12 protein-coding genes are annotated in these 14,718 nt (G+C 43.1%); 4 read left to right on the top strand and 8 right to left on the bottom strand.

Annotated elements, in window-relative coordinates:
* Positions 1 to 4 precede the first annotated feature (4 nt).
* On the top strand, positions 5 to 1,921 hold the full coding sequence (dnaK, locus tag VK541_RS15080; RefSeq protein WP_324371145.1) for a molecular chaperone DnaK: 1,917 nt from the start codon (positions 5 to 7) through the stop codon (positions 1,919 to 1,921).
* A gap of 75 nt (positions 1,922 to 1,996) precedes the next feature.
* Here dnaK and VK541_RS15075 read toward each other — a convergent pair whose 3' ends face one another.
* The 7 genes from VK541_RS15075 to VK541_RS15045 all read right to left on the bottom strand — a co-directional run bounded on the left by VK541_RS15075 (position 1,997) and on the right by VK541_RS15045 (position 10,136).
* Positions 1,997 to 2,896, bottom strand: coding sequence for a nucleotidyltransferase family protein (locus VK541_RS15075; protein WP_324371144.1), 900 nt, complete (start codon positions 2,894 to 2,896; stop codon positions 1,997 to 1,999).
* A 97-nt stretch (positions 2,897 to 2,993) separates the two neighbouring features.
* Positions 2,994 to 4,547 carry a helicase HerA-like domain-containing protein gene (locus tag VK541_RS15070; protein WP_324371143.1) on the bottom strand — a complete coding sequence of 518 codons (1,554 nt, stop codon included), beginning with the start codon at positions 4,545 to 4,547 and terminating at the stop codon, positions 2,994 to 2,996.
* 42 nt (positions 4,548 to 4,589) lie between these two features.
* Positions 4,590 to 5,705 (bottom strand): M42 family metallopeptidase, encoded by a 1,116-nt coding sequence (locus tag VK541_RS15065; protein WP_324371142.1) that lies wholly within the window; start codon positions 5,703 to 5,705, stop codon positions 4,590 to 4,592.
* Positions 5,706 to 5,756: 51 nt separating this feature from the next.
* Positions 5,757 to 6,176, bottom strand: a complete 420-nt coding sequence (locus VK541_RS15060) for a GNAT family N-acetyltransferase (protein ID WP_324371141.1) — start codon at positions 6,174 to 6,176, stop codon at positions 5,757 to 5,759.
* 2 nt (positions 6,177 to 6,178) lie between these two features.
* The gene (locus VK541_RS15055) at positions 6,179 to 7,342 is read right to left on the bottom strand and encodes an MFS transporter (protein ID WP_324371140.1); all 1,164 of its coding nucleotides are present in this window, start codon (positions 7,340 to 7,342) and stop codon (positions 6,179 to 6,181) included.
* Complete coding sequence (locus VK541_RS15050; RefSeq protein WP_324371139.1) at positions 7,342 to 8,883, bottom strand: acyl-CoA carboxylase subunit beta; 1,542 nt, start codon at positions 8,881 to 8,883, stop codon at positions 7,342 to 7,344. The genes VK541_RS15055 and VK541_RS15050 overlap by 1 nt, the downstream gene beginning before the upstream one ends.
* Before the next feature lie 20 nt (positions 8,884 to 8,903).
* Positions 8,904 to 10,136 carry a porin gene (locus tag VK541_RS15045; RefSeq protein WP_324371138.1) on the bottom strand — a complete coding sequence of 411 codons (1,233 nt, stop codon included), beginning with the start codon at positions 10,134 to 10,136 and terminating at the stop codon, positions 8,904 to 8,906.
* A gap of 176 nt (positions 10,137 to 10,312) precedes the next feature.
* Here VK541_RS15045 and VK541_RS15040 point away from each other — a divergent pair, with 176 nt between their 5' ends.
* The 3 genes from VK541_RS15040 (at position 10,313) to VK541_RS15030 (ending at position 13,010) form a co-directional block, all read left to right on the top strand.
* Complete coding sequence (locus tag VK541_RS15040) at positions 10,313 to 10,651, top strand: hypothetical protein (protein WP_324371137.1); 339 nt, start codon at positions 10,313 to 10,315, stop codon at positions 10,649 to 10,651.
* A gap of 76 nt (positions 10,652 to 10,727) precedes the next feature.
* The gene (locus VK541_RS15035) at positions 10,728 to 12,332 is read left to right on the top strand and encodes a SulP family inorganic anion transporter (protein WP_324371136.1); all 1,605 of its coding nucleotides are present in this window, start codon (positions 10,728 to 10,730) and stop codon (positions 12,330 to 12,332) included.
* A gap of 6 nt (positions 12,333 to 12,338) precedes the next feature.
* Positions 12,339 to 13,010, top strand: coding sequence for a carbonic anhydrase (locus VK541_RS15030; protein ID WP_324371135.1), 672 nt, complete (start codon positions 12,339 to 12,341; stop codon positions 13,008 to 13,010).
* 67 nt (positions 13,011 to 13,077) lie between these two features.
* Here the strand turns inward: VK541_RS15030 and pruA are convergent, their stop codons facing one another.
* Positions 13,078 to 14,712, bottom strand: a complete 1,635-nt coding sequence (gene pruA, locus VK541_RS15025; RefSeq protein ID WP_324371134.1) for an L-glutamate gamma-semialdehyde dehydrogenase — start codon at positions 14,710 to 14,712, stop codon at positions 13,078 to 13,080.
* Positions 14,713 to 14,718: the final 6 nt, after the last annotated feature.

Raw genomic sequence — 14,718 nt, 5'->3', positions numbered from 1 at the left:
TAGCATGTCAAAAATTATTGGTATAGACTTAGGAACAACAAACTCTTGCGTAGCCGTAATGGAAGGTAACGAACCTGTAGTTATAGCCAACAGTGAGGGTAAGCGTACTACGCCATCCATTGTTGCTTTTGCAGAAAATGGTGAGCGTAAAGTTGGTGAGCCGGCAAAACGCCAGGCGATCACTAATCCAACAAAAACAATATCTTCAATTAAACGCTTTATGGGAAGCAGCTTTGCTGAAGTCTCTAAAGAAGCGTCACGTGTGCCTTACAAGGTAGTTAAAGGTGATAATAACACACCGCGTGTAGAAATTGATGACCGGAAATACACTCCTCAGGAGATATCGGCAATGATCTTGCAGAAGATGAAGAAAACTGCTGAAGACTTTTTGGGGCATGAAGTAACAGAAGCGGTAATTACCGTTCCTGCATATTTTAATGACGCTCAGCGTCAGGCAACAAAAGAAGCTGGCGAGATTGCTGGTTTAACCGTTAAACGGATCATTAACGAACCAACAGCAGCTGCTTTGGCTTATGGCCTTGACAAAGCTCACAAGGACATGAAAATCGTTGTGTTTGACTGCGGCGGTGGTACACATGATGTTTCGGTATTAGAATTAGGGGATGGCGTGTTTGAGGTAAAATCAACCGATGGTGATACCCATTTAGGTGGAGATGATTTTGACCATATCATTATTGAATGGCTGGCAGTGGAGTTTAAAAGCGAAAATGGCATGGACCTGCATCAGGATCCAATGGCATTACAGCGTTTAAAAGAGGCTGCTGAGAAAGCTAAAATTGAATTGTCAAGCACAACTTCAACAGAGATCAATTTGCCTTATATTACTGCTGATGCGACCGGACCGAAACACCTGGTTAGAACATTGAGCCGTGCTAAATTTGAGCAATTGGCCGCTGATTTAATTAAGCGTACAATTGATCCTTGTAAATCGGCCTTGAAAAACGCAGGTTTGAAAACCAGTGATATTGATGAAATCATTCTTGTCGGTGGTTCAACCCGTATACCTGCAATTCAGGAAGCAGTTAAAGCATTTTTTGGTAAAGAGCCTTCTAAAGGAGTAAACCCGGATGAGGTAGTTGCTATTGGTGCTGCAATTCAAGGTGGCGTATTGACTGGCGAAGTAAAAGATGTATTGTTACTGGATGTTACCCCTCTTTCTTTAGGTATTGAAACTATGGGTGGTGTAATGACTAAGTTAATTGAAGCAAATACGACAATCCCTTCTAAAAAAGCAGAGACTTTCTCTACAGCTGCTGATAATCAGCCTTCGGTTGAGATTCACATATTACAAGGTGAGCGTCCTATGGCGGCTCAGAATCGCACGATTGGACGTTTTATCCTTGATGGAATTCCACCGGCTCCTAGAGGTGTTCCTCAGGTAGAAGTAGCCTTTGATATTGATGCAAATGGTATCTTGCACGTAAGTGCTAAAGATAAAGCTACTGGTAAAGAGCAAAAAATTCGTATCGAAGCTTCGTCTGGTTTGACTGATGAAGAGATCAAAAGAATGAAAGAAGAGGCAGAGAAAAATGCTGAGTCAGATAAAGCAGCTAAGGAAGAAGCTGAAAAGATCAACAGTGCTGATGCTTTAATCTTCTCAACAGAGAAACAGCTTAAAGAATTTGGCGAGAAAATCACTGAAGATAAAAAAGCACCTATAGAAGCAGGTTTGAAGAAACTTAAGGATGCACATGCTGCAAGAAATTTTGCAGATATTGACGCAGCTCAGGAAGAATTGCAAAATGCATGGAATGCTGCTTCTGAAGAAATGTATAAAGCTGGTCAGGAAGCCGGAGCCGGACAACCAGAAGGAGCGGCTGCCAATGGCGGACAAGCAAATGATGGTGGTGATAATGTTACCGACGTAGACTTTGAAGAAGTAAAAGACGACAAAAAATAGTCGTCCTTAAATTGATAAAAAGAAGGCCCCGGGTATATTACCCGGGGCCTTCTTTTTATCAATCGTTTTAGAACTTTAATTCCAAAGATTTTCCGGATACGTGCCGTCTTTTACAAGCTGATCTATGCTGTCCTGAACAAAAGGTTTATCTTCTTTGTAAGTTACTCCAAACCATTGATTGGCTGTAGGAATTACTTTAAAAGATGCAGTATCTGTTTTAACAAGATTTTCGCCTATCAGCGGGATAAAAAATTCAGCTTTTGGCTTTCCCTTATTTTCCAATGCAAAGATCCTGAACAGATCTTCAGTCAGTTTAAAGACAGCGGGAGTAAAGCCCCAGAAATTCATAGAAACAGGCGTTTCGAAATCTAAAGGATACTCAACCCCATTTTCCTCGTAAACAATAGCATCACCTTTTTTATAAACCTGGGTGCGTTCAGTGATCTCTTCTAAATATCCAGCCTCATTTGTTTTGCAGACACCGCGGGAAACAGAACCAAAGTCGGATAACGTTTTTCCGATTTGATAGCCGATTATAGAATAATTGCTGTCGGAAGCCTCTGCATTTAAGAAATCGACCATTTTCTTGAATGCATCAAAACCATAATAATCATCGGCGTTGATTACACAAAATGGTTCTTTGATTACTTTTCTTGCAGAAAGGATTGCGTGGGCAGTTCCCCATGGTTTTTCGCGATAGATTTCTTCTTCGATACCAAATTGCTTTAAGTCGAAGTTTTGGAATACATAGTCGGTTTCAATTTTACCACTCAGCTTAGGTTCAAATATGGCCTTAAAATTGTCTACAAATTCTTCTTTAATGATGAAGACCACTTTGCCAAAGCCAGCTTTTATAGCGTCATAAATAGAATAATCAATAATGGTCTCGCCGTTGGGGCCGAAGCCATCAATTTGTTTCATACTGCCGTAGCGGCTTGCCATACCGGCAGCTAATATTAGTAAGGTAGGTTTCATCCAATAAAAATAATGAATAGATTAATAATCAATGTAAACAGTAAATATTTTATGGAGCTAAAATACATTTTTTGATTTAGGTAAAGATAGTTTTTATTTAAAATCCAAATATACCTTTACCTCCGCTGTTTCTGGGTTTTTTACCTGTAAGCATGCCAAATAAGCCACGTACGATTTCTTTGCCGATCTGCCTTGTAATTGTAGCGCCCATTACCTTTTCGATGAGGCTTTTTTCGCCTTTGGTGGGTGCTTCTATCACTTCAGCCTGATTTTGTTCTTCCTGTTCTGACAATCTATCATTAACTCGTTTCGTGAGTATTTCGTAAGCACTTTCGGGATCAATGGTTTCCTGATATTTTGTGGCTATGGCACTCGATTGGACAAGGGCGTTATAATCTGCTGTCGTTAGCGACCCCATAATGGCTCTCGGCGGGGTAAGCATAGTTGCTGCAACTTCTGTTGGAATGCCTTTTTCGTTCAAAACTGTGATTAAGGCCTGTCCGGTGCCCAGTGAAGTCAGGATCTGGTCGATCTTATAAAAATCAGACCTTGGATAGGTATTCACTGTTTTTTTCATGGCATCGACATCATTTGGCGTAAATACCCTTAAAGCATGTTGTATTCGGTTGCCCAACTGAGATAAGACACTCTCCGGCACATCCGTTGGCGCCTGTGTACAAAAGAATACACCAATTCCTTTAGAGCGGATTAACCGGATAATGGTTTCAATTTGCTCTAAGAATGCCTTTGAAGAATTTCTGAAAAGCAGATGTGCTTCGTCAAAAAAGAACACCAGCTTAGGCTTGTCCAGGTCGCCGGCCTCCGGCATGCTGTAAAATATTTCTGCGAGCAGACTTAGCAGATAAGTAGAGTATAAAACAGGCTGATTCTGAACATCTGAGATATTTAGCAAGCTGATCATGCCTTTGCCGTCAACTTTCACAAAAAGATCTTCAATGTCAAATGAACGCTCACCAAACATGGCACCTAAACCTTGCTGTTCAATGGCAACAATTTTTCTTAGAATGGTACCTGAAGTAGCAGTTGATATTTTTCCGTATGTGCTTTTGATCTCTTCGGCACCTTCTTCTTCGGCCAGATAAGAGACCAATTTTTTAAGGTCGTTAAGGTCGATGACCGGCATCTTATTGTCATCTGCATATTTAAAGATAACTGCCAGCACTCCAGCTTGTGTGTCGTTCAGGTCGAGAATCTTTGCCAGCAGGATAGGTCCGAATTCCAAAACGGTAGCACGCATTTGTGCCCCAAGCTTACCCGACAGAGAATAGAGTTCAACCGGAAAGCCGGCTGGGGTAAAGAGTTTGTTTAATTGGCTGGCCCTATCCTCAATTTTAGGATTGACTGGACCGGCCTGGTTTAATCCGGACAAATCACCCTTTACGTCCAGCATAAATACGGGAACACCAGCATCAGACAATTGTTCAGCAAGTAACTGCAGGGTACGGGTTTTTCCGGTACCTGTTGCACCGGCCACCAAACCGTGCCTGTTCATCATATGGAGCGACAGGTTTACTTCAGCTTCGGCCAATACCTTGCCATCTAAAATACCTGCACCCAAATAAATATGAGGATCTGTCAGTTGATAAGAGTCTTTAATTTTTTCTATAAATTTTGCTGATTGATCGCTCATAAGAAAACATTTTTTGTCACCAATATGGTAAAATATAGGTGATTATTTAGAATACCTGAAATCGTGATCTTTTTTAATGTTTAACAGGGAATGATAGATTAGACTGATCACATTGTCTACATCTTCCTTGTGGATCATTTCAACAGTCGTGTGCATATAGCGCAGGGGCAAGGAAATCAATGCAGAAGGAACCCCGCCATTTGAGTAGGCGAAAGCATCCGTATCTGTTCCTGTTGACCGGGATGATGCCTGGCGCTGGAAAGGAATTTTGTTCTTTTCTGCTGTTTCGATCAGCAATTTGTTCAGATTGGTCTGTACTGCCGGTGCGTAAGAAACAACCGGACCTTTACCGCAGGCCAGGTCACCCTGTGTAATTTTATTGATCATCGGGGTTGTGGTGTCGTGTGTAACATCGGTAATGATTGCCACGTGCGGTTTAATCCTGTCGGCAATCATTTCAGCACCACGTAACCCGATTTCTTCCTGCACTGAGTTAACAATATACAAGCCGAAAGGCAGTTTCTTTTTGTTTTCCTGAAGCAGGCGCGCCACTTCTGCGATCATAAAACCACCGGCCCTGTTGTCTAAGGCCCTGCCCACATAGTAACGATCGTTCAAAACCATAAACTCGTCTTCGTAGGTAATTACGCAGCCTACATGGACACCAAGATTCTCCACCTCTTCTTTGCTGGTGCAACCACAGTCAAGGAAAATATTTTTTAGTGCTGGGGCTTCTTCTTTTTCCCCGGCGCCGCGGGTATGTATGGCCGGCCATCCGAATACAGCTTTTATCATTCCTTTGTCAGTGTGAATATTCACCCGTTTAGAAGGTGCTATCTGATGATCAGAACCTCCATTACGGATCACATAAATAAGGCCGTCATTAGTAATATAATTTACAAACCATGAAATTTCATCGGCGTGAGCTTCAATAACAACTTTAAATTCAGCTTTAGGATTAATTACACCTACGGCTGTGCCATAGTTGTCGATAAAGCTTTCATCGATATAAGGTTTTAAATAATCCAGCCATAACTTTTGGCCCGGATATTCGAAGCCGGTTGGAGATGGATTATTGATATATTCTTCAAAAAACCGGAGTGATTTTTTAGTGACCACAACAACATGATCCCGCTTGTCTTCTTTCTTTTTAGCCATTATTCTGTTTTTATTGTAAGCAAATATATAAATCAGGAATTGAGCCTAAAGTTAATTATTAAGTTGTAACTCCATAATGACAAAGTCGATGCCATTGCTCCGCGACTGCCGGTCTGTTTCTTTAAAACCGAATTTGCTGTAAAAACCCGCGGCCGAAACCCTGGCGTTACACCATAATTTTTCGGCGCCTATATCCTTAACATAGCTGATGATATGTTTTAGCAAAAGCGTGCCGTACCCTTTGCCCTGTGCACCAACCCTGGTTGCAAGCTTTCTGAACTGGTAAACCGGGCCCACGTTAAATAAGGACACTACCGCGGTTAGCTGATCATTTGTGTATAATCCAAAATGTACGCCATTGACATCATTATCCAGTTTGATGGCGTCAAAGGGCAAATCAGGATACATCACCTCATGCCTGATGTGCCAGGTTAAATCAAATCTGATCTGTTCAATCTGCACTTGCTGCATAGCTAACCTTTAATTTTGTTGCTATAAAAGTTGTATATAAAAATATTCAGTATCACAACCAAAGCAATGCCAAGACAAAACAATGGCCATTGGCCTTTATCCCATAACCATAAACCCAATGCGGAGCCAATTGATGCACCGACAAAGCTAACGGACATAAATATGGTATTCAGGCGGTTCCGTGCTTCCGGTACCAGGGTGTAAATCCGGGTCTGGTTAGTTACATGGATGGCCTGCTGACCAATATCAATCAAAATAATGCCAGCGACAAAAAGATATAAATGACTTCCTGTAAAATAAAATGCAGCAATGCTGACCAATTGCAGAATCAGGCCTATAAGCAAATTTCGGCGCGGGTTCATGCCACTGCTCAGCTTCCCCACCAGGGGGGCGGCAAGTGCACCTGCGGCACCTGCAATACCAAATAACCCAATCTGTAAGGTTTGAAAACTGAAAGGGGGGTTGGCAAGGAACAATACCATCGTTGTCCAAAATGCACTTAAAATGGCAAAGGCCAAGAAATTGATGATTGAAGCTTCGCGCAAAACGGGCTGTGTTTTTATGTAATACCACATAGACAGCATGAGTGCCTTATAAGTACCATTAAATGTGGGTTTACTTTGTGGAAAACGCCTGGCCATCAAGAACAAAAGCAGTGAGCAAATGCCGGCAGCGATGAAATACATGGTTCGCCAACCCCATAAAAAACCTACGCTGCCGCTTATACTCCTTGAGGCCAGAATGCCGATCAGCAGACCGCTCATAATGATCCCGATTGTAGATCCCCGCTTTTCGTCGGAGCTGAGGTTCGCCGCCATTGGTAAAATAAGCTGGGGGATAATGGAACTTGCTCCAATCAATACACAGGCGATTTGTAACAACAGAAAGGTTTGTGAAAGGGCAGCGAGCAATAAAGCTGCAACAGCGAAGGAGGTTATGATTAGGATTTGTTTGCGGCGCTCAAACATATCCCCCAGGGGGACAATTAAAAACAGACCAAGTGCATAACCGGCCTGAGTCAGATAGCTGATCTTACCGGCATGGCTCTCCGTCAGGCCGAATTCCCTGGCGACAAGGATCACCAGAGGCTGGCAGTAGTAAATGTTCGCGACGATGAGGCCTGTGCAGAAAGCCATTAGTAAAATATCCGTACGACTTAATTTCATTATAAAGGGATATTTCCGTGTTTTTTCCTGGGAAGGCTAACCGCTTTATTTTCCAGCATTTTGAAAGCTTTTATCAGTTTATTCCTGGTTTGGGCTGGTTCGATCACTTCATCTACAAAACCCCTTTCCGCTGCGCGGTAAGGATTGGCAAATATGTCAGAATACAATTTTTCTTTCTCCAGCCATTTTTCCTGCGGATGTTCGGCAGCGGTAATTTCCTTTTTAAAAATAATCTCTGCGGCCCCTTTAGCGCCCATTACCGCAATTTCAGCAGTGGGCCACGCATAATTCAGATCGGCTCCTATATGTTTTGAATTCATTACATCATAGGCGCCGCCATAGGCCTTACGGGTAATAACAGTAATGCGTGGGACTGTTGCTTCACAGAAGGCATATAGCAATTTAGCTCCATTTGTGATGATGCCATTCCATTCCTGGTCCGTACCCGGCAAAAATCCTGGTACATCTTCCAAAACCAATAGCGGTATATTAAAACAGTCACAGAAACGAACGAATCTTGCAGACTTTATCGAGGCATTATTGTCAAGTACGCCAGCAAGATAGGCGGGCTGATTGGCAACAATACCAATGCTCCGGCCAGCTAGACGGGCAAAACCAACTACTATATTTTCTGCAAAATTCTTATGCACTTCCAGGAAGCTATCAGCATCTGCAATTTCAGCAATCACTTCTCTCACATCATAAGGCTGATTGGCATTTTCCGGCATCATTACATTCAATGCAGGCCTGGTTTCATCAGATGCCGTATACGGAAGCGGAGATGGTATTTCCTCGCAGTTCTGAGGCATGTAGCTCAAAAGTTTTTTTACATGGTTTATGGCATCCATCTCATTTGCGCAGGCAAAATGTGTCACGCCAGATTTCGTTGCATGTGCAGACGCACCCCCGAGGTCCTCCGAACTCACTTCCTCGTGCGTCACTGTTTTAACCACGTTTGGTCCGGTTACAAACATATACGAGGTATGTTCCACCATCAGGATGAAATCAGTAATGGAAGGTGAGTAAACTGCTCCGCCTGCACAGGGTCCCATTATTGCTGACAATTGAGGAATAACGCCTGACGCCTGAACATTTCTATAAAATATATCGGCATAACCACCCAGTGAAACAACCCCCTCCTGAATCCTCGCACCACCACTGTCATTGAGTCCGACCACAGGAGCCCCGTTTTTCATGGCCATTTCCATGATCCGGCAAATCTTTTCTGCATGAGTTTCGGAAAGAGAGCCTCCGAATACGGTGAAATCTTGTGAAAAAACATAAACCAAACGGCCGTTGATATTTCCATAGCCCGTCACGACACCGTCACCCAGATATTTTTCACGCTCCATCCCAAAGTCTGTACTGCGGTGGGTCACCATCATGCCGATCTCTTCGAAAGAATTCTCATCCAATAAAAAATGGATGCGTTCGCGTGCCGTGAGTTTGCCTTTTTTGTGCTGGGCCGCAATCCTTTCAGCACCGCCGCCGGCGTGAGCCATTTTAATTTTGTCCTGAAGCTGCTCTATTTTATTCCTCATTATTGAAAACTTTAAATAATTTACCAGCGGTATTGAAGCCTGGTTGTGAAAACATCATCTTTCAGATCGGCGGTATACTTTGGCAATTGTGTTGCGTCATTAGTCACATGCTCATTATATACAGTTAGTTTTAGCCGGGGGTTGATCGTATAGGTAAACCCGTAACCAAATGTACTGAACTTGATGTCACCTGCCGTAGTATTGTCAGCCACCCCTATTTCCGCCCCGCTTATCTTTTTGTTGGGATCATACACGTCGTATGCCGCTATTGCCGTAAATTTTGTTTTGGCAATCTTTTGGGTCAGCCAGAGATAATAACCCCGGAAAGTTCTCAGGTACAGATCTGTGGCAGGCTGCGCCGCGAAGCTGGTGCTGGCTGCGGGACCATTTACCGAGGAGGAAGCTGCAACTCCTGGCTGTGTTCCCTCAATATACTCCGCTTTGAATGTTGTTGCTCCAAAACTGTTGTCGTACTGCAACTGCAGATTCGCACCATAATAATCACGCCTGGCATTCCAGTCGATGTTTGCAGAATCAGTATGGTTTATATAACCGTTTCCTTCATAAGAAAAATAGGTTTCTGTATCACTGCGGACTGATCCTTTATATATTGAGCCTCCAAATCCAATGTGAAGTTTTCTATTGGCCAGACTGTCAAATTTAAGCCCCAGGTTGCCTACAATGTCCTTTCCTGAGTCATAATCACGTGCGTTATATCCACTTCCATTGATTACACCTACCTCTGCAGTCAGGAATTTAAACTTGCCTTCCGGCCGCAGAGTGATCATCGCCCCAATATCACGTTCCCTGGGCATCAGTGTTTGAAATATCCTGGCCCTTTCCGGAAAATCACGGTATCCCGACGAATAAACTATGGCGTGTCCAAAAGGGCGGTTAAACAAGCCGGCAGTAAATATCAGCACTTTAGAATCCGGCCTATGGAACTGGATGAAGGCATCCATTAGCTGGATCCCATTCTGGGTCGCATCAATTTGAAATACAATACTTGAGTATTTATCCGCTCTGTCAATTTTTAATCTGCCTCTTCTGATCATAAAGCGGTCTTTCGAGTTTTTGCCAAAATCACCGCCTGAGAAGGATAAAATGCCTTCTGACTGAGCTCTTTGATACTGGGTTTGCAGGTACCCTGTTATCGCAATCTCATGCGTGTCATAAGTTGAAGGGGCATTATTACTTTGTGCCAATAGTAGAAACGGATAAAGAAATATAACGGCTAGTACTGTTTTTTTCATATTTAGTTGTTACGGCAAAATTACTGTAATTGGCGCATTATCTCATAAAGGTTCTCTTTATTTAAACAGGAGAAAATATCCTGCAACAACTAAATTACATTTTTATTACAGGAGAATTTGCTAATTTCTAAGCTTTGGAGCTATTTTTGGAGTGTGTGACAAAAAATAGAAATACAATGTTCCTTAGGAAATACCGCATACTTATTGTCATGATCTTCTTAAATGTCTTTTTGGCAAAGATGATGATTTCCGGTGCGCCTGTATTTTTTAGTCACATCGACAAGGAAATTATGAATTCTGTGATCATGCAAATTGAGCTGGAGCACAGTGCTGACGGCGACGCCGGCAAGACAAAGGTAAAACTTTGCGATTACAAGGTCGATTTCCATTACGATTATTGCTTTACAACGACCTTAACCCAGGTTGGGATGAGCAACAGCTTTATAGACCATTTTAAGCGGTACGTCGATCCCTATCACCCTTCCGTACCTACACCCCCTCCTAACCGCTGCTAATTCATCAGGCATAAACCACCCGCATGGGACAGGTATGCATTTTAGGAATTAGTTGAAAACATTAAAACATAGTTTTATGCAAAGTGGGAACTCAGTCTTTTCGAGACTGGAAGTGAAGAAATATATATTAAAAAAGAATTTAAAGCGTGATCTGCCAGCCAGTATCGTCGTTTTTTTAGTGGCCTTGCCATTGTGTCTGGGTATAGCCCTTGCCTCAGGTGCCCCGTTATTTGCCGGAATTATTACCGGAGTAATAGGCGGCACAGTGGTAGCCAGTTTTAGCGGGTCTCAACTGAGTGTCAGCGGACCAGCAGCCGGACTAACTGCCATAGTGCTGGGGGCAATAGGTACCCTGGGCGGTTACCAGACTTTTTTATTGGCGGTTGTTCTGGCGGGAGTCATACAACTTTTATTGGGATTGTTAAAGGGAGGTACTATAGGCAACTATTTTCCTTCCAGCGTGATCGAGGGAATGCTTGCAGCTATCGGGCTTACACTGATCCTCAAACAGCTGCCCCATGCACTTGGCGTCGATTCAGATTTTTTTGGTGATGAGAGCTTTTTGCAGGGAGATGACAGAAATACTTTTTCTGCAATCAGCAATGCTGCAAACCATTTCGGGCTGGCGGCGATTGTCATCAGCGCCCTGTCCATTGCGATTTTGCTCATTTGGCCAAAATTTAAGAAGTTAAGTGTTATTCCGGCACCATTGATGGTAGTGATTTTAGGAATTTCCCTGAGTTTATTGTTCCAGAATACGCCATATGCCCTTGAAGCCAAACATATGGTAGAAATACCCGTTGTCAATGGCTGGTTAGAATTTATGGGCTTGTTTACGACACCCGACTTTTCTCAAATAGGTAATGGTAAAGTTTGGGTTGTTGCTGCGACAATAGCCGTAGTGGCCAGTTTAGAAACCTTATTGAGTATTGAAGCGGTTGATAAAATAGATCCGATTAAAAGGGTTTCGCCGACTAACCGCGAACTGATGGCACAGGGAACAGGTAATATTGTGAGCGGTCTGATCGGCGGTATGCCCATGACCTCTGTTATAGTGCGCAGTTCAGCCAACGTAAATGCGGGCGGCAGAACCAAAATGTCAGCTATTTTCCACGGGTGCTGGTTACTTTTATCTTTATTATTTATCCCAGGTCTGATAAATATGATACCTTTGGCATGTTTAGCTGCAATACTCTTGGTTACAGGTTATAAACTTACACGCGTCGCTTTATTTAAGCACATGTATCATAAAGGATGGGATCAGTTCATTCCATTTGTCATTACCATTGTTGCCGTACTGCTTACCGATCTCTTGAAGGGCGTCGCCGTTGGTATGCTGTTTTCTATATTCTACTTGTTACGCACCAACATGCGGAATCCTTTCTTTTACAAGATACAGGAAGATGGTGATAAGAAGAACATCAGGATCAAACTGGCGGAAGAAGTATCTTTCTTAAACAAAGCCGCCATTCAGGTCGTACTGACCAAAATTCCTAAAGAAACCAATGTCATCATTGATGGCTCAAACTCCCGGTATATAGATCCGGACGTGCTGGAAACTATCTTTAATTATAAGCACAATGCTTATACTAAAGGGATTATCGTGACCTTAGAAGACATAAAAAAACAGTATACTGTGCCAAGGCTGAACAGTAAATCTATTGAAGAAATTAATAATTAAATTATTATGTGCGCAAAATTAGAAAAACAACATACAGATCAAATTACATACGAAGGATTATTGCAGGGAAATAAAGACTGGGTAGCAAATACCCTGAAGGAAGATCCCGATTTCTTTAAGAGGTTATCTGCCGGTCAGACACCACCAGTACTGTGGATCGGATGTTCAGACAGCCGGGTCCCGGCCAACCAGATCACCAATACCATGCCTGGTGATATCTTTGTACATCGAAACATTGCCAATGTGGTTACCCATACTGATATGAACCTGCTGAGCGTACTGGATTATTCAGTGAACGTACTCAAGGTAAAACACATCATAGTCTGCGGTCATTATGGCTGCGGTGGTGTAAATGCGGCCCTGGGAGACAAACAGGTAGGTCTGATTGACAACTGGCTGAGGAATATTAAAGATGTTTACCGTATGCATGAACGTGAAATGTCAACCATTAAAGATCCCCAGAGGAAATCTGACCGATTGGTGGAGCTCAATGCAATAGAAGGGGCCGCAAATATCATGAGTACATCCATCGTGCAAAATGCATGGGCAGCCGGGCAGGAACTTTCCGTGAATGCATGGGTTTATAGTTTGTCTACGGGTTTGATTAAAGACTTAAATGTTAGTGCCTCAAACGCGGATGATGTATCGCCGGTGTTTAAAATGCAGGCTGGAAAATAATATAGTATCCAAATGAAAAAACTCCCGGCGATATCGCCGGGAGTTTTTTATTGTCTCATTTTTGTATTTAATCCTCCACCAAAAAAGGATACCTGTAATCTTTAGGCGGATCAAAAGTTTCTTTGATGGCACGTGGAGAAACCCAGCGCAGAAGATTGATCATAGAACCTGCTTTGTCATTTGTCCCAGAACCTCTGGCCCCGCCAAATGGCTGCTGGCCTACTACCGCTCCCGTACACTTATCATTGATGTAAAAGTTGCCGGCCGCATTTCTCAAACGATGGGTTGCTTTCTCAATGGCATAACGGTCCTGAGCAATAAAGGCACCTGTCAGGGCATAGATAGAAGTTGAGTCAACAATATCCAATACCTGATCAAAATCTGCATCATCGTAGATATAAACTGTTAAAACGGGGCCGAAAAGTTCCTCGCACATAGTGGTATACATCGGGTCTTTAACGACAAGAACAGTTGGTTCGATAAAATATCCTTTAGATTTGTCATAACCTCCGCCAGCAATAATTTCCACTGAAGCATCTTTTTTTGCTTCATCTATATATTTGGCCAGTTTATCAAAAGAATTCTCATCAATAACAGCATTGATAAAATTGCTGAAATCTTCAGTTCCGCCCATTTTAAAGGTAGCCAGGTCGCGTTGCATGAACGCTTTTATCTTAGGCCATATGCTCTTTGCGATATAAACGCGTGAGGCAGCAGAACACTTCTGTCCCTGGTATTCAAAAGCGCCCCGAATGATAGCCGTGCTGGATGCTTCCGCGTCAGCTGAACCATGTACCAGGATAAAGTCCTTGCCGCCAGTCTCACCAACTATACGCGGATAGGTTTTAAACTTATGGATGTTGTTGCCAATGGTTTTCCAGATGTTCTGAAATACTCCTGTAGAGCCTGTGAAATGGATTCCTGCAAAATCAGGGTGACTAAAGATCACGTCACCGGCATCAGGACCGGATACATAGACCAGGTTAATCACTCCATCCGGCAAACCTGCTTCTTTAAAGATCTGCATCAGTACATTGGCAGCAAAGATCTGTGTATTTGCAGGTTTCCATACGACCACATTGCCCATCATTGCGGCAGAGGTTGGCAGGTTTCCTGCTATGGCGGTAAAGTTAAAAGGTGTAAGCGCAAACACAAAGCCTTCCAGCGGACGCTGTTCCACGCGGTTCCATGAACCTTTTGGTGAAACGGGAGGCTGCTGCTTGTAAATGTCACACATATAGCTCACGTTGAAACGCAGGAAATCGATCAGCTCACATGCAGAGTCAATCTCTGCCTGGTAAGCATTTTTACTCTGGCCAAGCATTGTCGCCGCATTCAGTTTATAGCGATAAGGTCCCGCGATAAGATCCGCTGCTTTTAGAAATATCGCTGCCCGATGTTCCCATGCAAGATTTTCCCAGTCAGTCTTGGCCGCTAACGCTGCATCAATTGCCTGTAATATATGGGTTTTGTTACCCTTGCTGTATTTACCGAGCACATGCTGATGATCATGCGGAGGAGTAGTAATACCTTTATTGTCGGTATGCACTTCCTTACCGCCTATAAACATTGGCATGTCAATTTGTTTGGAACGGGCATCGGCTATCGCTGCCCTCAAAAGTTCACGTTCTTTACTCCCCGGAGCGTAAGCCAAAATAGGCTCATTAACCGGGACAGGTACGTTAAAAAATCCTTTAAGCATGTTATG

It is taken from the genome of Pedobacter sp. (genome assembly GCF_035317785.1).
In the GTDB taxonomy this organism is placed as follows: Bacteria; Bacteroidota; Bacteroidia; order Sphingobacteriales; family Sphingobacteriaceae; genus Pedobacter.
Note: the sequence above shows the minus strand (reverse complement) of the source record. Positions and strands in the feature narration are given on the sequence as shown.

Bases quoted from the DNA above. Each gene is read 5' to 3' on its own strand.
- dnaK (WP_324371145.1), top strand. From the start codon at position 5: ATGTCAAAAATTATTGGTATAGACTTAGGAACAACAAACTCTTGCGTA.
- VK541_RS15075 (WP_324371144.1), bottom strand. From the start codon at position 2,896: ATGAAACCTACCTTACTAATATTAGCTGCCGGTATGGCAAGCCGCTAC.
- VK541_RS15070 (WP_324371143.1), bottom strand. From the start codon at position 4,547: ATGAGCGATCAATCAGCAAAATTTATAGAAAAAATTAAAGACTCTTAT.
- VK541_RS15065 (WP_324371142.1), bottom strand. From the start codon at position 5,705: ATGGCTAAAAAGAAAGAAGACAAGCGGGATCATGTTGTTGTGGTCACT.
- VK541_RS15060 (WP_324371141.1), bottom strand. From the start codon at position 6,176: ATGCAGCAAGTGCAGATTGAACAGATCAGATTTGATTTAACCTGGCAC.
- VK541_RS15055 (WP_324371140.1), bottom strand. From the start codon at position 7,342: ATGAAATTAAGTCGTACGGATATTTTACTAATGGCTTTCTGCACAGGC.
- VK541_RS15050 (WP_324371139.1), bottom strand. From the start codon at position 8,883: ATGAGGAATAAAATAGAGCAGCTTCAGGACAAAATTAAAATGGCTCAC.
- VK541_RS15045 (WP_324371138.1), bottom strand. From the start codon at position 10,136: ATGAAAAAAACAGTACTAGCCGTTATATTTCTTTATCCGTTTCTACTA.
- VK541_RS15040 (WP_324371137.1), top strand. From the start codon at position 10,313: ATGTTCCTTAGGAAATACCGCATACTTATTGTCATGATCTTCTTAAAT.
- VK541_RS15035 (WP_324371136.1), top strand. From the start codon at position 10,728: ATGCAAAGTGGGAACTCAGTCTTTTCGAGACTGGAAGTGAAGAAATAT.
- VK541_RS15030 (WP_324371135.1), top strand. From the start codon at position 12,339: ATGTGCGCAAAATTAGAAAAACAACATACAGATCAAATTACATACGAA.
- pruA (WP_324371134.1), bottom strand. From the start codon at position 14,712: ATGCTTAAAGGATTTTTTAACGTACCTGTCCCGGTTAATGAGCCTATT.